Source organism: Mucilaginibacter gossypiicola (genome assembly GCF_900110105.1).
Classification (GTDB): domain Bacteria; phylum Bacteroidota; class Bacteroidia; order Sphingobacteriales; family Sphingobacteriaceae; genus Mucilaginibacter; species Mucilaginibacter gossypiicola.
This window is the reverse complement of sequence record NZ_FOCL01000001.1, coordinates 1-20,619: the sequence shown is the minus strand read 5'-3', so window position 1 is coordinate 20,619 and position 20,619 is coordinate 1. Positions and strand designations below refer to the sequence as shown.

Genomic DNA, 20,619 nt, shown 5'->3' with positions numbered 1-20,619 from the left:
TTAATGACCAAGTGGCCCAAATGACGGGGTTACTCATTTTTTAGACTCTTAACCGGGTTACTCAGTGCCGCTTTAATAGCCTGCCAGCTTACGGTAAGCAGGCAAACAACCATGCTTATTGCGATAGTTACAATAAATACCCAGGCACTTATATCAGTGCGGTAGGTATAATGCTGCAGCCATTTACTCATGTTATACCAGCTCAGGGCCGAACCAATGACAAAAGAGATAATCACCAATATTAAAAACTCTTTAGACAGGTTGAACCACAGGCTGCTGATACTTGCACCAAGCACCTTGCGGATACTGATCTCTTTTTTACGTTGCTCGGCCGAGAATGAAGCCAAACCAAATAAGCCTAAGCATGATATAATAATGGCAAGCACTGTGAATGAGCTTGACAGCGTACCCAGCAGTTTTTCATTATCAAACTTATCGGCGAAACTTTGATCAATAAATCTGTATTCAAAAGGAAATTCAGGGTTATATTTTTTATAGATCTTTTCAATAGATTCCAAACTCTTTGACACCGGGGCGTTGGGGTTTAAACGTATACCTATCATATTAGCCCAGTTTTTATCGAAACCAATGATGGCCGGCTTTACAGGTTCATAAGGTGAACCCCAAACAAAGTCTTTAACAATGCCAACCACGGTACAATTACGACCCTGCCATTTCACTATCTGCCCAAGCGGTTCTTTCAGGCGCATCAACTTCACAGCCGATTCATTCATGATAAGCGATAGTGAGTCGGCCATGCGGCCTGGTATATAATCGCGACCTTTTATTAGTTCAAGCTTGTATGTTGATATAAAGTGGAACGAAGTAACGATTTGATCGATAGGAATTTTATCTTCTCCCGGTAATTGTCCCGGCCATGTGATACCCCAGCTGCTACTGTTGGCACTGGAAATAGAACCCGATACTTCGGTTGCATCAACTACGGCTCCTGAAGCAATGATATCGTTCCTGAAACTTTCAAATGATTTAACCAGGTTATCTTCAAGATCAATTTCAATCAATCCGTTTTGTGAATAACCTACAGGCCTGTTCTTGATATAGGTAATTTGTTTATAGATCAAAATACTGGATAGGATTAAACAGGTAGCAAACACAAATTGAACAACAACCAGCACTTGCCTTGAGTGCAGTGTTTTTTTACCGCTTTTGCCGATTCCCTTTAAAACCTTCACTGGTTTAAATGACGAGAGAAATAAAGCCGGATAACTGCCGGCTAATATGCCTGTTAATAAAGTAACCATTAAGGCAGCACCCCAGGCCCAGGCATTGGTAAATGGAATAATTAGCTGTTTATTTATGATCTCGTTAAAGTAGTTGATGGTAGCCATCATAATTAAAACCGCAACAACGAACGACAGGAATGCGGTTAGTACCGATTCGCCTAAAAACTGATGGATAATGGCTATCCTGCGGGCACCTACTACCTTGCGGATGCCAACCTCGCGCGAGCGGCGTTCTGAACGGGCGGTTGAAAGGTTCATGAAATTAATACAGGCAATTAATAATATACCTATCGCCAAAAACAGGAATAAACGTACATACTCAATGGCACCACCGGTATTCACACCGTTTTTGAACTGCCCATACAAATGGCCTTTAACAAAAGGGTATAGAAACAATTTGTTTTCTTTGTTATTAGGATCGTATCGTTCAACCAGTTTACTAATCTTATTGTTAAGTTTATTTACGTCGGTACCTGGTTTCAGCAATACAAATGTCTGGAATGAATAGTTACCCCAGCCCGACTCCCTTATCCATTGGTTATCGGCTTCATATTTTTTCCATGATTCGAATGCTTTAAACCGGAAACTTGAATTTTTAGGCAGATCTTTAAATATCCCGGTTACTTTTAACGGCGTTTTTGCGTTAACCTTAACTGTTTGGCCCATCGGATCTGCATCACCGAAGATTGATTTGGCCGCCGACTCGGAAAGGATAATCGAAGAAGGATCTTTGAAAACATCACTTTTATTACCTTTTACAAATTGAACCGTAAACATATTCAGGAACGCCTCATCGGCCACCAATGTATTAATCTTAAGTGGTTTGTTATTGTAATTAAACAATTGATCTCCGCCCCATGTTGCGCGGGCTACATTTTCTATTTCAGGGTAATCCTTTTGCAATGCACCAGCCGCCGGTACCGGGGTCGAATTGTTGGTATATATTTCGCCGTTAGAAGGCTGGTTACGGAACACCGAGTATAACCTGTCTTTATTTTCGTGAAACCCATCATAGGTAAATTCGTTATAAACATATAACAGCAGCATAAAGCTCACTGCCATACCAACTCCCAAACCGCCAATATTGATGGCCGAATAAAGCTTATTTTTGATTAAGCTTCTCCATGCAATTTTTAAATAGTTCCTAAACATATCTTTTGTGCATTAGTTCAATTGTTCATTAGTTCATTGGTGCTTGTCTATCCTCGGTTTGCAGGCTAATCTGCGGTAGCTAACCTCCAATCACTCCGATCGTAAACTTTTTACCGGGTTAGTCAGCGCCGCTTTAATGGCCTGAAAACTTACAGTAGTAAAAGCAATAACAAGCGCCAGCACCCCGGCAAAAACAAAAATCCACCAGCTAATGCTGATACGGTACGCAAAATCCTGTAACCAGCTGTGCATAGTTAACCACGCTACCGGGAATGCTATTAGTGATGAAATCAATACCAATATCAAAAACTCTTTAGATAACATGTTTACAATCCCGGAAACCGAAGCGCCCAAAACTTTACGGATGCCTATTTCGCGGGTGCGTTGTATGGTACTATACGATGCAAGTCCGAGTAAGCCGAGGCATGAGATAAATATGGCCAGTACCGCAAAATTGAGGAACAGGTTACCAAAGGTTACTTCCGAAGCATATTGCTTGTTAAAAGTCTCATCAACAAACACATAATTGAAAGGCCTTTCAGGCGCTAAGGTTTTCCATTTGTTTTGTAATAAAGAAATGGTTGCAGGCACTTCTTTAGCTGCTATTTTCAAAGTAAAGGCGCCTGTTCCTCTCAAATTGATGCGCATATTAAGAGGCTTTACTGTTTCCTGTAATGACTGAAAGTGGAAATCTTTTAATACACCGATAATCTTACCTGTGCGCCCCCACTGTGAATAGTTTCTGCCAACTGCATCGGCTGGATTACGATATCCAAGACTTTTGGCCGCGGCTTCGTTTATAACAATGGCCTGGGTAGTATCGGTGCCAAATGCTTTTGAGAAGATACGACCGGCGGCCAGTTTCATCTCAAATTGTGGAATGAAATCATAATCAACATCGTACATATTCATATTCATTTGCTGCATAGCGCCAGCCTGGTTCTGAATTTCGGAATACGCTACGCTATTACCGAAACCTGGAATAGCACCCGATGCCGTGGCGCCTAAAACATTAGGAATTTTCTTTAACTCATTTTTGATGATCTCCTGCCTGCTTTGTATTGCTGAATCTCCACTAAAATCAATGGTTAACATTTGGCTTTTCTGAAAACCGAGCGATTGATTACGCATAAAACTCAATTGGTTATAAACCACTATAGTACCTATGATAAGCACTATCGATATGGTAAACTGTGTAACCACCAAACCCTTGCGTAATAAAATTCCCTTGACCGATTTACTGAACCTCCCCTTTAATATGGTAACAGGTTTAAAGTTTGACAGCACCAATGCCGGATACAAACCAGCGCATAGCCCAATAACACAGGCAATTAAAAACAGCTGAAACAGGTAACCATTGTGAAAAATACTGTCGCTTATTACTTTACCTGCCAACTGGTTAAATAAAGACAATAGCAAAAAGCTGAATAAGGCAGAAAACAGGAAGGAAATTAAACAAATAATTACCGATTCGCTCAGAAACTGAATGGTTAGCTGTTGTTTCATGGCTCCAATTACCTTACGGATACCAACTTCTTTTGCCCGTTCAGTAGCCCGGGCTGTTGTAAGGTTTATGAAATTAATGCAGGCTATCAATAAGATAAATACAGCTATGATAGAAAAGATGCGAACATTGTACAGGTTGCCTGATTCGGGTGCACCTCGTTTAGATACCATGTAAACATCTTTCAATGGTTCTAAAAAGTAGGCATAGTCCATGCCTTGTTTTTTATCAGCTTCGGTATAATGCCTGTTAACAAAGGCCTTCATTCGCGATTGCAGTTTGTTGACATCGTATCCCTTTGGCAACATGACATAGGTAAAATTACTAAAGTTGCCCCACTGGTTTAGCCTGTCTTTGTTTTGTTTTGCTATAGTGGCTATAGACACCAGCATATCAAACTTAAAATGTGAATTTGATGGCACATCTTTTACTACTGCCACAACATTTGCCGGGTTTTTACCATCAAGAATCAATGACTTACCGATTGGATCTTCGGTACCAAAATATTTTTTTACTGCTTTTTCAGTCAGAACGATGGTATATGGAAGAGAAAATGCCTTACCGACATCACCTTTTACCACCGGGAACGTAAACATTTTAAAAAGCGAAGGTTCGGCAAACAACGCGTTATTTTCCTGGAGTTTTAAATCGCCACGCTGAACAAGAAAACCAGCTCCAAAAATGCGGGTATTGGCCTCAATCTCGGGGTAATCCTGCTGCAAAGCCGGACCGATAGGCGCTATAGACGATGACCAGTTTAAGGTTTCGGTAGGCGTTTTGATATCCGATACTACACGATAGATCTGGTCAGACTTTTCGTTAAAATTGTCGTAACTCAGTTCAAACTTTACGTACATAAAAATCAGGAAGGCAGCTGTCATCCCAACAGCCAGCCCGATAATATTAATTATCGAAAACCCTTTGTGCCGCCAAAGGTTCCTGAATGCAATTTTAATGTAGTTCTTTATCATGATATTAGTTCATTGGTTCAATTGTTCATTAGTTCATTGGTACTTACAGCTAATCTTTGTGAGCTACTATTCAGCCCTCAAACTCTTCACCGGGTTTGCCAGTGCTGCCTTCATGGCCTGGAAGGCCACAGTAGCAAAGGCTATTACAATCGCCATGGCTCCGGCAAATGCAAAAACCCACCAGTTTATTGCTATGCGATACGCGAAATCTTGCAGCCATTTATTCATGATAAACCATGCTAACGGAAAAGCTATCAATGCTGATAGAACCACCAGTTTCAAAAACTCGGCAGACAGCATATTGACAATGCCTGTTACAGAAGCACCGAATACTTTGCGGATGCCTATTTCGCGGGTACGTTGTATGGTGCTATAGGATGCTAAACCGAATAAGCCCATACATGAAATAAGTATAGCCAATACAGCAAAATACATGAAGAGGTTACCGAAATTAACCTGTGCCGCGTATTGTGCGTTAAAAGTTTCATCAACAAACGCGTAATTAAATTGCCGTTCGGGCACAAGGGTTTTCCACTTGCTTTGAATAGCAGCTATAGTTGCAGGAATATTTTTTGTAGTTATTTTAAGCGTAAGCATCCTGTTAAAATCCGGGTCAACGCTAATACTCAAAGGTCTTACAGGCTCCTGTAATGATTGAAAATGAAAATCTTTCAAAACTCCGATAATCTTTCCAGTTCGCCCCCATTGCAAGAGCTTACGTCCTACCGCTTCAGACGGGCTGCTATAACCAAGGCTTTTTGCGGCCGCCTCATTAATTATAAAAGCCTTTGAGGTATCGGTACCAAACGACTTTGAAAATATGCGACCGGCGGCCAGTTTCATTTCAAACTGTGGGATAAAATCGTAATCGACATAGTATGCATCAATAAGTATTTGTTGCATAACACCAGCTTTGTTCTCGATCTCCGAATCGCTATTCCCGTTACCAAAACCAGGTAAACTCCTTGAAGCCGTAACTGAAGCTACATTTGGTATTTTTTTCAACTCGTTCTTTATCAACTCAACACGATGCTGCACAGCTGGATCTGATGAAAAATTAATGGCAAGCATTTGATCTTTTTGAAAACCGAGCGGCTGGCTGCGCATATAATTTAATTGGGTATAAACAACGATGGTGCCAACAATAAGAACTATGGATATAGTGAACTGAGCCACTACCAGGGTTCTGCGCAATAATATGCTACCTGATTTGCTGAACTTCCCTCTTAAAGTGGTTACGGGCTTAAAACCGGAAAGCACGAAAGCGGGATATAAACCTGCACCTATACCGATACAGCATGATACTATAAACAGATGAAACACATAGTTATGCGTGAAAATAGTTGTATTTGTAACTTTACCTGATAGCTGATTGTAAATCGGCAATAACGAATTGCTGAATATAACAGTCAATAAAAAAGCTATTAAACACAAAACCACCGATTCACTTAAAAACTGAATAATCAATTGCTTTCTTGCGGCCCCTATGACTTTACGAACCCCTACTTCTTTCGCCCGTTCGGTAGCCCTTGCCGTTGTTAAGTTTATGAAATTAATACATGCTATCAATAATATAAATACCGCAATGGCCGAAAAAATATGGATGTTGTGCAGATCTCCTACCTGCGGTCCGCCTCTTATTGTATCCATGTAAATATCTTTTAAAGGCACAAAGTGATAGCCATAATTTACGCCTTCTTTTTTATCAGCCTGGGTATAATGCCTGCTTGCAAATGCCGGCAACTGACTTTCCAGTTTATGAAAATCATATCCTTTTGGCAATACGATATAGGTAAACCCATGAATACCGGCCCAGTTTTGCAATACATCTGGATTGAGTTTTTCAAAAGTTGCACAAGAAACTGCCATATCAAATTTAAAATGGGAGTTTGCGGGCACATCTTTTATCACAGCAGTAACTAATGCCGGATACTTACTATCAAGCATTATGGATTTTCCGACGGGATCGGCATTGCCAAAATATTTCCGGGCCATTGTTTGTGTCATTACAACCTTAAAAGGAGCCTCAAAGCCTTTTTTAACATCGCCTTTTATAACGGGTAAAGTAAACACATTAAATAAAGAAGGATCGGTATATATTATGTCATCCTCCTGAAACTTAGAATTACCATATTGTACTAAAAATCTCGCGCCAAGCACCCTAACATTTGCCTCTACTTCCGGATAGTCTTGTTGTAGGGACGGCCCTATTTGCACAAACGCAGCCGGTGTTGTTATAACAGGAGCATTAGGATGTCTTACATCAACCGCAACACGATAGATCTGATCAAACTTCTTGTTAAATGTATCGTAGCTTAGCTCAAATTTTATATTAATATAGATAAGAAAACAGGCAGTTAAGCCAATTGCCAGGCCGATAATATTAATGAGCGAGAAACCCTTGTGTCGCCAAAGGCTTCTGAATGCTATTTTAATGTAGTTCCTTATCATTTCTTTGTTTCATTAAGTCATTTGATCATCAGTATCCTGTTAAAACCTTTCGCCTTTTACCTTTTTCCTTTTACCTCACTTTATTCGTCCCGCAAACTCTTAACCGGGTTTATCGCGGCTGCTTTTATGGCCTGGTATGATATGGTAACCGCAGCTATAATAAACGACGATGCTATTGCAATGACGAATATCCCCGGGCCTATGTCAATATGGTATGCAAAGTTTTGCAGCCAGTTATGCATTACATAATAACCCAGCGGAGCGGCTATCACAAAAGCTATCGCTATCAGGTAAATAAACTCTTTAGTAAACTGCGCTACGATACTTGATACCGGTGCGCCCAATACCTTACGAATACCAACTTCTTTGGTGCGCTGTGATGCCGCGAACGCGATCAACCCGTATAAGCCCAAACAACCTATAAATATGGCGATGTAAGAGAAAAGCTGGAATGCTACGTATATCTTTTGCTCCTGTTTGTAAAAATTGGCGATGTGTTCATCAACAAACTGAAATTGAAAAACATTATCAGGATAAAGAGCAGACCATTTTTTACCAATATAACTGATAGTTTCACTCATATTGGCAGGCTGCATTTTAATACTCGCCATGAAAAACCTGTTCGGGTTATACTCCAGTACGCAGGAGCGGCGCTTTTTATGTTTTGATTCGCTTTGAAAATCTTTTACCACACCTATTATTGTGGCTTTTTGATCGCCATTTAAAGTTACATGCTTGTTCAAAGCCAATTGTGGGTCCTGAATACCCAACTTTTGCATCATAGTTTCGTTGATGACCACTTTGGGTATGGTATCCTTTTCATTCTTTTTCCAGATCTTTTGCCCTGCCAGCATTTGCAAACCGAACATATCTGTAAATTTTTCGTCTACAGCTTTGTACTCGGTAACATCATCTTTGGGAAAGCCCAGTTCGACTGATGAAAAGCTGGTAAAATTGCTGTTAAAGCCTGGCGCACCCGATGAAAAGCTAATCTCTTTAATACCGGGATAACCGGCGAGTTGCTGGTTAAACACGTCCCGTTTTTTCATATCGGGCAGGCCTACAGATACCACCGCTTCCTTATCAAAACCAAGGTCCTGATTTTTAAAAAAGTCCATTTGTCCGGCCACAATCAGGGTACCTATGATCATGATCTGCGATATGGCAAATTGCCCAATCACCAGTCCTTTACGTAAGGTAAGCTTCCCGGCACCACCGGCATTTTTATTTTTAAAACTATCAACCGGTTGAAATGCCGACTGTACAAACGATGGATATAAACCTGCGAGCAAGATCACAGCCAGGGTAATAGCAGCTATCCAGCCTATCACGGTAGGTTGCATCAGTTGTGTAGCGTCAACATTGATAGCCATCCATGCTGCCGCTTTAGACAGGAACAATGCGCATACACCAACACCTAACAGCACGGAAAATAAAACAAGGACAGTGGTTTCGCCCAAAAACTGTTTAATAAGCTGAGGGCGGCTTGCCCCCAGCACCTTGCGCATCCCTACTTCTTTTGCACGCTTGATAGCCTGGGCAGTGGCAAGATTGATGAAATTGATACAAGCAGTAATGATAATAAGTAAGGCTACGCCAATTAAGGCATAGTAGGTATCCTTTGAAGTTGGCGTAATAATATTATTAATATAGCGCTGATCAAAGTGAATATCCTTTAATGGCTGAAAGGGCAAAACAGCCGCTTTTGCTACATCCGCTCCCCAGTTCTTTTTAATAAAAGCGGGCATTTTGCTATTCAATTGTTTAATAGAATAGTTTTTAGGTAATACAATGTATGCGTAACTGCCTCCGGGGATAGCCCAGAAGTTGCTCATCATCCCTTTTAAGTTTTTTTCGATACTGCTTAATGAAATCAGGAACGAAAATGGTACGCTGGTGTTTGCAGGCAGATCTTTGATAATACCTGTTACCTTTACATTCAACTGGTTTTCAAAGTTGATCAGTTTACCTACAGCGTTGCTTTTGCCAAAGTATTTTTTTGCAATACTTTCGGTAAGTACAACGCTATTAGGTTCTTTAAGTGCCGTGTTCGGGTCGCCGGCGAGCCACTGGTAATCAAAAACCTTATCAATCTGATCATCGCCAAAAGCTACATTATGTTCGTTATACCGGTTTTCCCCAATCTTGATCATGGCGTCGCCCTGGTAAAAAAATTGCGTTGCTTGTTCCAATTCCGGAAAATCTATCCGCATAGCGGGTATAATCGCGAGGGATACATTGGAGTTAAAATCAAGTGCATGGAGTGTTACACGATAAGTACGATCGGCTTTACTGTTGTAACTATCATAGCCAAGTTCATTTCGTACGATCAAAAAAATCACCAGGCAAGCCGCTACTCCCAGCGTGAGCCCAAAGATATTCAGGAAGGCGTAACTCAAGTTACGACGGATATTCCTGAAAGCAATAACTACATAACTCTTTAACATTTTTCCCTCCTTTTTATTGATCATTAGGTCATTGGGGCATTATGTCATCGGCTTATCGTTTATATTACCAATTACTTTAACAAGCCCTTCAAAATGACTTAATGACGCAAAGCAAATGACCTGATGATTATTCACTTCTTAAGCTTTTAACCGGATTAGCAAGCGCCGCTTTAATCGATTGGAAACTGATTGTTATAAAAGCAATCACTATCGCCGCTCCACCTGCCCCGGCAATAACCCACCACTGTATGTTTATCCTGTAGGCAAAACCCTGCAGCCACTTATCCATAAAATAATAAGCTACCGGCGATGCAACTACAAAGGCGATGAATACCAGTATTAAAAACTCTTTTGATAACAAAGCGGTGATATTGGTAACCGAAGCACCAAGCACTTTACGAATCCCAATCTCCTTTTTGCGCCTCAATACGACAAAAGCAGCGAGGCTCAACAAACCAAGGCACGAAATAAGCATGGCCAGACCGCCAATGATGGCAATCATGCTTCCAGCCTGTCTTTCGGAATGATATACTTCATTAAAATGACCATCAATAAACTGATAATCAAACCTATTGTCGCCACTTATACTATTAAATACTTTCTGTATATCTTTTAATGTTTGGCTAACATCAGTACCCGAAACCTTAACATATAAATTGGTTTGCCAATAAGGTATATAATCCATACTGCCAATAATAAGCGGCTCAATGGTTTTGTGTAAACTACTGTAATTGAAATCTTTTACAACGCCAACAATCCTGCCGGGAGGCAATGACGTGATGTTGATAGGCTTACCAACAGGATCAGCGTAGCCTATTTGTTTGGCCAGGGTTTGATTGATAATATATTCATTCTGCTGATCCTTATTAAAGGCCCTGCCGGCTATCATCTTCATGTCGAAAAAACTGATATAATTAATACCAGCATTCTCCATGTTTACAGTGATCTTTTTGGCTTCGCCGTTTGGTGCAATAAAGTCGATGCCAAATAATGAACCATTACCGCCCATTTCCATAAAGCCATTGGTGATATCTTTAACTCCTTTTACTTTAGCAATTTCTGCTTTAAGTACCGGCATTTTTTTTGCCAGCTGCAAATCCATCGGCAATTTTATAACCTGACTATAAGAATAGCCCAGATCGCGTTGCTGCATATATTTTAGCTGCTTAAGTATCACCATTAAACTGATCATGAATATAACGGCAACCGCAAACTGACCGGTAACCAGGACATTACGTAACGATGATTTTGAACCACCCAATAACACCTTTGTTTTTAAAGCTTCACCGGTGTTAGCTCTTGAGATGAACCAGGCCGGATAAATACCAGCCAGTAATGTAGTTCCTATCAGTATACCTGCAAAAACAACAACCATAGCGCCGTGATAAATACTTTCTGAAGTAAGCTCTCTGTCAAGTAGTTTATTTAACAATGGCAAAAAGATGGTAATAAGCAACAGCGCTGATATCAGCGATAATAGCACCGAAAAGAAGGTTTCGATAAGTACCTGGAAAACTACATGAAAACGCCTTGCGCCCACAATTTTTTTAACGGCCACTTCTTTACCACGATAGCCCGCAATGGCTGTAGTAAGATTAACAAAATTTACACAGGCAATTAAAAAAACAGCAATAGCTATTACTATAAATATATTCAGGTATTTACCATCTATCTTTTTATAGTTGAGCTCATCATAGCTGATATTAACAGAGCCGGTATGGATACGGTTTAAAGGTTGTAAGGTAAAATCAATAAATTTGCTCTTGGTATGGATAGTTTTTGTCAACCTGCTTTCAAGTAAGCTTATATTTTTATTATTGGATATTCTCAAGTACGTTGCCCCCATTAAAACATTATAATTTGTACCCAAAAAACTATTTAAAAACTCTTTAGGGAAGGGCACCATTGCCTCAATCTGCAAATGGGAGTTTTTAGGCATATCGGCAATTACATTGCTTACAGTAAAACTGGTTGCCGTGGTATCAGCGGTGCGTAATTGAATGGTTTTATTCAATGCAGGGCTATTGCCAAAAAGCTTACGCGCGAGACTGGCGGTAAGTACAATTGTATTTTGATCGCGGGTAAACTTATTTCTTTCGCCCTCAATAATAACCGGGTTAAACATGCTGGCAAAGGAGGTATCAGTACAAGCCAGCTTCTCCGCTTTTATCTTTTTACCCTGGTACTCCATAGTTACCGATGGATAAACAAGTGGTACTGCAGGAAAAACACGGGTATAGCTATCTATCTCATTATTATTAGCCTTCAGAAACGGCGCAACCGGCGGACCAACAATTGCGGCTGTTGATGGTGCCGTACCATCGTAATGCATATATTCATTAAGGCGATAAACCTTATCCGCATTTGGTACAAAGTTATCAAAGCTTTTTTCGTTACTAACAAACAAACCAATGAGCACACAGGCAGCAATACCAACAGCAAGGCCCAAAATGTTTACAAAAGCGTAGACTTTGTTTTTGAGTAAATTTCGATAAGCCGTTTTTAAATAAATTTTAAGCATCCTGGGTTACTGATTAATTGGTATAAACTTCCTCCTGCTGTTGCTACATCTCTATCAATATTTATTCTGATCTTAAACTCTTAACCGGGTTGGCCAAAGCCGCTTTCACAGCTTGGAAACTAATGGTAGCAAAGGCAACAACAACGGCTACCCCACCTGCAACAGCTATAAGCCACCAGTGAATTTCGGCGCGGTATGCATAATCCATCAACCATTCATTCATGGCATACCAGGCTATGGGTGATGCTATTATAATGGCGAGTAATACTAACACCAGAAAATCACGCGATAGCATGGTTGTGATATTGGTTACACTGGCACCAAGTACCTTACGAATACCTATCTCTTTAACTTTTATTTGTGCAGTATAAGTTGCCAATCCAAAAAGGCCAAGGCATGAAATAAATACGGCTATGCCTGCAAACATATTGAACAGCGTGCTGGTGTGTTGCTCAGATCTGTACATTTCATTGTAAGCATCATCCAGGAAACTATACTCGTACGGAAAGTTAGCGTTATACTGTTTCCAGTATTTCTCAACCAGTTTAATCGCAGCCGGTGCATCCTTGCCGGTAGTTTTTACAAACATTTGCCATGAACTTGGTCTGTAGGAGAATACTGCGGGTTCAATGGTTTGCTTTAACGAGGCAAAATGAAAGTCTTTCACAACTCCTATAATTGTTCCGTTAAGGTTGTGAAGCTTAAAGCGTTTGCCAATAGGATCTTTAATTCCTGCAAGCTTTATAGCGGTTTCGTTAAGGATATAATGCGCTGAATCTGACTTTGTACCGGTAAAGCCTGTGCCTGCCGCAAACTTTAGCTTGAACATGCCAATGAAATCCTTATCCATATCAAATGGACTGATTAACAGGCTTACATCTGGTGCTTTACCGTCCCAATCAGTATCACCGGTGCTTCCGTTCCCGATTATCACACTTGTATTACCTGTACTTACACCTTTAATTTCGGTATGGCTTAGCAGCTCAGCCTTAATAGCTTCATAATGATCTTGCATCGCCCGCATAGGCAGTGCAAAAACATGCTCCTTATCGTAACCCAATTGTATAGAATGAATGTATTGAAGCTGTTTATTGATGATCAATGTACCGATGATAAGCCCTACAGAAAACGCGAACTGGCAAACCACCAGGATCTTTCTGAAGGTGGCGTTTCCCGCACCAGCTACTTTTCCTTTAAGCGCGCTTATAGGCTTGAAAGATGAAAGCAGCATTGCCGGGTATATACTTGATGCAACAAGCGTTGCAATAATAGTCAAAGCAATAACCTGCCAAACGTTACTGTTAAACAGGTCAAAGTGCATTTGCTTACCCGAGATGCTGTTATAAACAGGCATCACCGCATATATAAGCGTAAAAGCCAGCACCATGGCTATCGAAAAGCATAATACAGTTTCGATAATAAACTGCATAAAAAGCTGGCTCCTTTCGGCGCCGATAATCTTGCGTACGCTCACTTCTTTTGACCGAAGCATTGAACGGGCAGTTGAAAGATTGATATAATTGATGCAGGCAATAAGCAATATTAATACTGCAACAATCGAAAATATTTTTACTATTTGTATCCCTGCCGATGTACCGTCGGGGTTATACAAATGAATGTCTTTTAAAGCTTGCAATTGAAAAACTCCATCGGTAGGTTTTATACCAGGTTGATTTTTCATATGGATGTCTGTAAGTTTATCGGCAATGGCTTTGGTAGAAGCATCGGGCCTTATCTGCAAAAAGGTAGTAGTATAGTAGTTGCCCCAATCCTGATCCATTGATTTCCAGAAATCCTTACCTGTATATTGTTTCTTTTTTACATTGATGGAGAATAAGATATCTCCACCTATACTTGAGTTGGCCGGAAAATCCGCCAACACCCCCGAAACTGTATAAGGATCTTTACTATCACCGGTAAGTGTTTTACCTATCGGATCCTCATTACCAAAATATCGCTTAGCAGTGCTTTCGGTAATAACTATTGACTGGTCATTGGGAAAAGGCGTTTTGATGTTCCCTTTCAATAATTTGAAATCAAACATGGTAAAGAAGGCATTATCGACATACGAAGCCTTCCCAAAATCTTCCTTCAGCAGTTTGTCTTTATATCTGAAAACTGAATAATCATAGGAGGTTACAACCCGTACCGCACTCACCACGCCCGGCACCTCTTTTAACGCGAAGGCTGCTACCGGCCCGGGGACGCCACCCCAAACCTGTTTGCTTGCGCCCGTACCAATAGACGCGTTTACTTTATAAATATTATCGCCCTTAGCATGAAACTGATCATAACTCAGCTCTTCCTGCACCCAAATTAAAATAAGCATGCCAACTGCCAAGCCAATTGTAAGGCCAACAATATTTAAAGCGCTGTAAAACTTAGTGTTAATTAAGTTACGCCATGCGGTTTTCAGGTAATTTTTAAACATAGAAATAGCGGTTTAATAACAAAAACACTCCAAATGCCCTTCTCCACAAATGTGGTGAAGGGCAACAGAGGCAATTATTAACTTATCTATAAACTGATTTCGGGGGCGTTGGTCTAAGTCCGGAGTTGTTAGTTTTAAGTCAAAAGTCCTTTCTTACCATGAACTATTAACCGTCAACTATTAACTCAAAAAACTACACCATAATATTTTCCATAACGGTTTGTCCGTCGAGCAGGCGTATAATGCGGTGGCTGTAACGGGCATCATGTTCAGAGTGCGTAACCATGATAATGGTAGTTCCCTGTTCGTTCAAATCGGTAAGCAGTTCCATTACATCGTTACCGTTACTGCTGTCAAGGTTACCTGTGGGCTCATCCGCAAGGATCAACTTAGGTTTGTTAACAACCGCACGGGCAATGGCCACACGCTGTTGCTGACCACCTGATAGCTGCTGCGGATAGTGATTACGACGGTGCATGATCTGCATTTTGTCTAACACCTCTTCTACCCTTTTAACACGTTCTGAAGCAGCTACACCGGTATAAATCAATGGTAACTCGACATTTTCAAACACAGTAAGCTCGTCAATAAGATTGAAGCTCTGGAACACGAAACCGATATTATGCTTGCGCAGATCGGCGCGTTTGCGCTCGTTAAAATGGGCAACCTCTATTTCGTTAAAAACGTAGCTGCCTGCATCAGGATCATCAAGCATGCCCAAGATGTTTAACAAGGTTGATTTACCACAACCCGACGGGCCCATGATGGCCACAAACTCGCCTGTTGCTACTTCCATCGACAGCTTGTTTAATGCGATGGTCTCTACCTCTTCGGTACGGTAGAATTTCTCAAGATTAGAAATTTTTATCATTGGTGCCTCCGTTATTCACTCCGCCTTTATGGCAAAATGATCTTATTTTTTGTTTATCTTAATTTATTAATTAGTTCGATTTAATATTATAATGACGCTTAAACAGTGCCCGGCGTTGCAGCCCGGTTAAGTTATTTTTTCAGCACAAGCTCCTGAATATCACCGTATGTTTCATAGCTTGAAGTAATAACCTTGTCGCCCGGATTTAAGCCCTCTGTTACTACGAAATAATCAGGGCTCTGGCGTCCAAGCTGGATGTTCACTTTATAAGCCTTGGTACCATCTTCACTTACTTTAAAGATCCAATTACCACCTGTTTGCTGGAAGAAACCACCTTTAGGCACCAATACTGCCTGCATCTGATCACTCAATGCTAACCTCACCTGCAGCGTTTGGCCTTTGCGGATGCCTGTAGGTACTTTGCCTACAAACTGCATATCAACCTGGAAACTACCTGTTGTTTTAACCTGGGTATATACCTTTTTAATGACCAGGTTATATGTTTGCTCGGCAAACTGAAAATCACCTTTTAGCCCGGCATAAATACGTGAAAGGTAATGCTCATCAATATCAACCCTAACTTTGAAGCCTGATTGTACGTCTATCTGACCTAAGTGCTCACCTTTATTTTTGCTCTGTCCTACTTCAGCATCCATTGAAGTTAACTGACCATCGGTAGGTGCTACCAATACTAAACCTGCCACTTTTTTACGCATCAACTCAAGCGTGGTTTTCATGTGGGCATATTGCTCCTGCGATTGTGAAGCCTGTTGCTTAACCAATGCTGTATCCTGCGAAAGGATCTGCTTGGCCAGTTTATAACGGTTCAACTGATAATCATAAGTATTTTTTGCTGATTGATATTCCTGTTGACCGATGGCTTTTTGATCGTAAAGATGTTTATCCAGTTTGTAGATCCTTTCGGCTTCCTTAAAGGCATTCTCCACATCAGCCATCGTGTTTAGTTTGCTGATGGTATTTTGCTGGGCATTATTGTGCGAGATCTGCATTTGAGTTTGTTCGGCATAAACCGCAGTTTCCTGGTTAGCCAAGGTAAGCTCAAGGTCGGTATTAGACATTCTTAGGATGCGGTCGCCTTTTTTAAGGTTAGCACCGTCCTCAACATATTTTTCTTCAACAACACCACCTTCAGATGCATCAAGAAATATGGTAGTCAGCGGCATAACTACTCCGTTAACCGGTATAAACTCCTGGAAAGGGCCTTTAGTAATAGTACTTATAGTTAAGCGTTCAGTATCAACATCAAGCTTGCTTTTACCCGATGTAAGATAAATACTGCCGCCAATTAGTAAAATAACGCCTGTAATACCTGCAATGGTAAGTATCTTCTTGCTGTTCCAGGTCTTTTTCTCAATTTTTCTGTCCACTGTATTTTTATAATATTTTGAAATGTTATAACAAAAAGACATGCCACAAATTAAAACACTGTTTTTCAATCATTTAAACACAAAATATCATATTAAAGCGTACGCTTCTGTTACATCAGGTGTACGGTATTGATACAGTGTATTTTTACGCTTTAACAGCATGTTTCGGGCAAATATTGGTTAGCACTTCATTGTGAAGTATTTATGTAGTTTATCATATAAAAAGGAGGCATTTAGCATAAAAATTGTAACAGATAGTATCATTAGTGAGTCTTTGATTTGTGTTCGTTATTGAATGGTTCATGGCAATAATGCTAAAAGTTTATTTCGGTAGCTTCGATAAAGAGTTACAATTTAATTTAAATTTATAACTTTTATTAAATTGACAACCTCAACAAGCATATGCTATTCTTTTGAGGCGCCATGAACAATCAATCTATGAACTATTAACTAAAAATAAATGATACTTAAAAAAGCTACCGTTTTAATTGTTGACGACGATCCGGACGTACTTACCGCGGTTAAACTTTTGTTAAAGCCCGAAGCCCGGGAAATCATCACCGAAAAAAACCCTGAAAACCTGAACTGGCTGTTGCAACGCAACGAGGTTGACTTGATTTTGCTTGACATGAACTTTAACAGCGCAATAAATACCGGCAACGAAGGATTGTACTGGCTGCGCAAAGTAAAAGAATGGAAACCAGACGTTTGCGTGATCATGATAACAGCATATGGTGATATTGACCTTGCCGTGCGTTCGCTTAAAGAAGGTGCTAATGATTTTGTAGTAAAGCCCTGGCATAACGAAAAACTGATAAACACCATAAAAGACCTGCTTGACAAAAAAGAAGGCGGCGCAAAAACCACCAAAACACCTGTTAAAAGTACAGCCGGTGATACTTCCATTCTCGGCGAATCAGACGTTATGCAGGATATTTTTTATAAGGTGAACAAAATAGCCCCTACCGACGCCAATATCCTGATCCTCGGAGAAAACGGTACCGGTAAAGACCTGATGGCGAAAGCTATTCACGAACGTTCGCTCCGTGCTGATAAGCCTTTTATTAAGGTAGATGTTGGCGCTTTGACGGATACCTTATTTGAAAGCGAACTCTTCGGCCATAAAAAAGGTGCTTTTACCGATGCACGGGAAGACCGTATGGGCCGTTTTGAAGAAGCCCAGGGTGGCACTCTATTTTTAGATGAGATCGGCAATATTAGCCTGCAGCAACAGGCTAAACTACTTACAATTTTACAAAACCGCCAGGTAACCCGTTTGGGCACCAACAAACCCGTAGATGTTGATATCAGGCTGATTTGTGCAACCAACGTGCCTTTGAGTGAGCTGGCCAATGAAAACAAGTTCCGTAAGGATTTGATCTATCGTATCAATACAGTAGAGATTAACATGCCGCCGCTTCGTCGTCGTAATGAGGATATTGTGATCCTGGCCCGCCACTTTGCCAAACTTTACGCAAGCAAATACCTTAAACCATCCATGGACTTTGATACGGCAGCTGTTAACAAGCTTAAGTCGTATAACTTTCCGGGCAATGTGCGTGAATTACAATATACAATTGAGCGTGCCGTGATCATGGCCGACGATAACACTTTAAGGCCCGACGATCTGATTTTTTCGATCCTGGAAACATCAACAGAAAGCGTGGCGGATGCCGATAATATTCCATTAAGTGCACTTGAAAAGAACGCTATATTGCGGGTTATCGAAAAGCACAACGGCAATATTACCCGCGCAGCCAAAGAGCTGGGCCTTACCCGCACCGCCCTATACCGAAGATTAAGCAAATATGATATTTAACCGTTACGAATGGCGGCTGCTGCTGCGTGTATTTTTATTGCTGCTCGTACTTATCGTTACGGCTTTTGTTATCGTAAGCCTTGGTCAACTTTTGTACCTCGTGATCTTGCTGCCATTGGTTGCCTACTCGGTTGTGGATATGATCCGCTTTCAGAAAAAAGCGCAGGATGAAGTAAACCAATTTGTTGAGTCGATCCATTACCGCGATTTTTCCCGCCATTTTGATGTACGTAAAGCACCTAACGAGCTTAAGCCCCTGCGTAAAGGTTTTAACGATATCAATACCACATTTAAGCTCATCAGCCGCGAGCGCGAAACGCAATATCACTACCTACAAAAGATCCTCGAACTGGTTGATACCGGTATTTTATCCTACGAAGAAGAAACCGGCGAAACTGGCTGGATCAACGAGGCCTTTAAAAGCATCATAGGTGTACCTTATTTAAAAACAATCCATTCGCTTGAAAAACGCGAACCATTATTGTATGCGGAGCTTATAAAACTTAAGCCCGGTGATAGTAAGATCATTACCGTTACACGTAACCAGCAGCAGGTTAAAATCCTGGTAAACGCCAGTCTGATGCGCAGTGATGATAAATTATACAAACTCATCGCTTTTCAAAACGTGAATGAGGCTTTGGATGAAACGGAATCAAAGGCATGGTCAAAACTGCTTAATGTAATGACACACGAGATCATGAACTCCGTAGCACCAATCTCCTCACTGGCCGACACACTCAAAAACCGTCTGCAAAGCCCCGATATTGCAGAAAGCCTGCCACACAGCGATCTGGAAGATATTGAGCTTGGTATCGATACCATCAAACGCCGCAGCGAAGGCTTGCTTAAATTTACCGAAAGCTATCGTAGCCTTAATAAGATCACCAAGCTTGATCTGAACAAGATCATGGTGCGTAACATATTTGAGAACCTGAACAGCTTAATGACGCCTACGCTCGAGAAAAAGAAGATCGAACTGGAGATCATTCTCCGTGACCCGACGCTTTCTATCGAAGCCGATATCAATTTGATTGAACAGGTCATGATCAATTTGTTGGTTAACGCTATTGAAGCTGTGAAAGACCGCGAGGAACCTCGCATCACGCTTACTGCTGAAATTCAGGGCGGCAAAACTTTTGTAAAAGTTATTGATAATGGCTTAGGCATGCCGCCTGAACTGCTTGATAAAATCTTTATCCCTTTCTTCAGTACCCGAAAAACCGGCAGTGGTATTGGCTTAAGCTTATGTAAACAGATCATGCTGCTACACAAGGGCAATATCCAGGTGCAATCAACCGAAGGTAAAGGGTCGGCGTTTATTTTGTCTTTTGTATAGTTTGCCCGGCCCTGAACTATCGTGTGGACGCATCTTTTTAATCTTATCATCAATAGAAAAAAATGTCATTTCCTTTAGATTAGCTTCAACAGAATAATAGAGGTTATTATTATTGTTGAAGCTTTCTTTTTGCTTCTTTTTCTTTGTTAATAACCTGGAGTTTTGTGGAAAAAGTTAACAGCGGTAAAGGCGCATTATTGTCATTTCCAGGCGTTGGGGCCTATTCGTCGATTTACTCCTTTACCGCTTGTTTTAAACTATGGCATCAAATAGAAATTAGAGTTTACGAGGCTCATTAGTAAGGAATTGATGGTGTTTAAAACATGTTAACTGTTTACTAACATAAACAGGGTAAAGATATGGAATTTGAATTTTTCATTGGCATTGATGTATCCAAAAGCGAGTTGGATATAGCTGTTCAACAAGGCAGGCGGTTGCTATTTCACAAGGAGATATGCAATGATCCCCATGATATTAATGCTTT

Annotated in this window: 10 protein-coding genes; 2 read left to right on the top strand and 8 right to left on the bottom strand. The window is 40.8% G+C overall.

The genetic code is table 11. From position 1 onward, the window contains the following. Positions 1 to 29: 29 nt before the first annotated feature. The 8 genes from BMX50_RS00050 to BMX50_RS00015 all read right to left on the bottom strand — a co-directional run bounded on the left by BMX50_RS00050 (position 30) and on the right by BMX50_RS00015 (position 16,980). The gene (locus BMX50_RS00050) at positions 30 to 2,396 is read right to left on the bottom strand and encodes an ABC transporter permease (RefSeq protein ID WP_091205896.1); all 2,367 of its coding nucleotides are present in this window, start codon (positions 2,394 to 2,396) and stop codon (positions 30 to 32) included. 90 nt (positions 2,397 to 2,486) lie between these two features. Continuing rightward, positions 2,487 to 4,871: an ABC transporter permease gene (locus BMX50_RS00045; RefSeq protein ID WP_091205893.1), complete on the bottom strand. Its 2,385-nt coding sequence runs from the start codon at positions 4,869 to 4,871 to the stop codon at positions 2,487 to 2,489. 66 nt (positions 4,872 to 4,937) lie between these two features. Beyond that, positions 4,938 to 7,322 carry an ABC transporter permease gene (locus tag BMX50_RS00040; protein ID WP_091205889.1) on the bottom strand — a complete coding sequence of 795 codons (2,385 nt, stop codon included), beginning with the start codon at positions 7,320 to 7,322 and terminating at the stop codon, positions 4,938 to 4,940. An 80-nt stretch (positions 7,323 to 7,402) separates the two neighbouring features. Further along, a complete protein-coding gene (locus tag BMX50_RS00035; protein ID WP_091208460.1) occupies positions 7,403 to 9,769 on the bottom strand; it encodes an ABC transporter permease in 2,367 nt (788 codons plus the stop codon). 127 nt (positions 9,770 to 9,896) lie between these two features. Beyond that, a complete protein-coding gene (locus BMX50_RS00030) occupies positions 9,897 to 12,290 on the bottom strand; it encodes an ABC transporter permease (protein ID WP_091205886.1) in 2,394 nt (797 codons plus the stop codon). A 61-nt stretch (positions 12,291 to 12,351) separates the two neighbouring features. Continuing rightward, complete coding sequence (locus tag BMX50_RS00025; protein ID WP_091205883.1) at positions 12,352 to 14,721, bottom strand: ABC transporter permease; 2,370 nt, start codon at positions 14,719 to 14,721, stop codon at positions 12,352 to 12,354. 193 nt (positions 14,722 to 14,914) lie between these two features. Next, positions 14,915 to 15,592, bottom strand: a complete 678-nt coding sequence (locus BMX50_RS00020; RefSeq protein WP_090525339.1) for an ABC transporter ATP-binding protein — start codon at positions 15,590 to 15,592, stop codon at positions 14,915 to 14,917. Positions 15,593 to 15,723: 131 nt separating this feature from the next. Further along, positions 15,724 to 16,980 (bottom strand): efflux RND transporter periplasmic adaptor subunit, encoded by a 1,257-nt coding sequence (locus BMX50_RS00015; RefSeq protein ID WP_091208457.1) that lies wholly within the window; start codon positions 16,978 to 16,980, stop codon positions 15,724 to 15,726. A gap of 460 nt (positions 16,981 to 17,440) precedes the next feature. Here BMX50_RS00015 and BMX50_RS00010 point away from each other — a divergent pair, with 460 nt between their 5' ends. Further along, positions 17,441 to 18,799: a sigma-54-dependent transcriptional regulator gene (locus BMX50_RS00010; RefSeq protein ID WP_091205881.1), complete on the top strand. Its 1,359-nt coding sequence runs from the start codon at positions 17,441 to 17,443 to the stop codon at positions 18,797 to 18,799. Next, positions 18,789 to 20,135 (top strand): sensor histidine kinase, encoded by a 1,347-nt coding sequence (locus BMX50_RS00005; protein ID WP_091205878.1) that lies wholly within the window; start codon positions 18,789 to 18,791, stop codon positions 20,133 to 20,135. Before BMX50_RS00010 ends, BMX50_RS00005 begins: the two co-directional genes overlap by 11 nt. Positions 20,136 to 20,619: the final 484 nt, after the last annotated feature.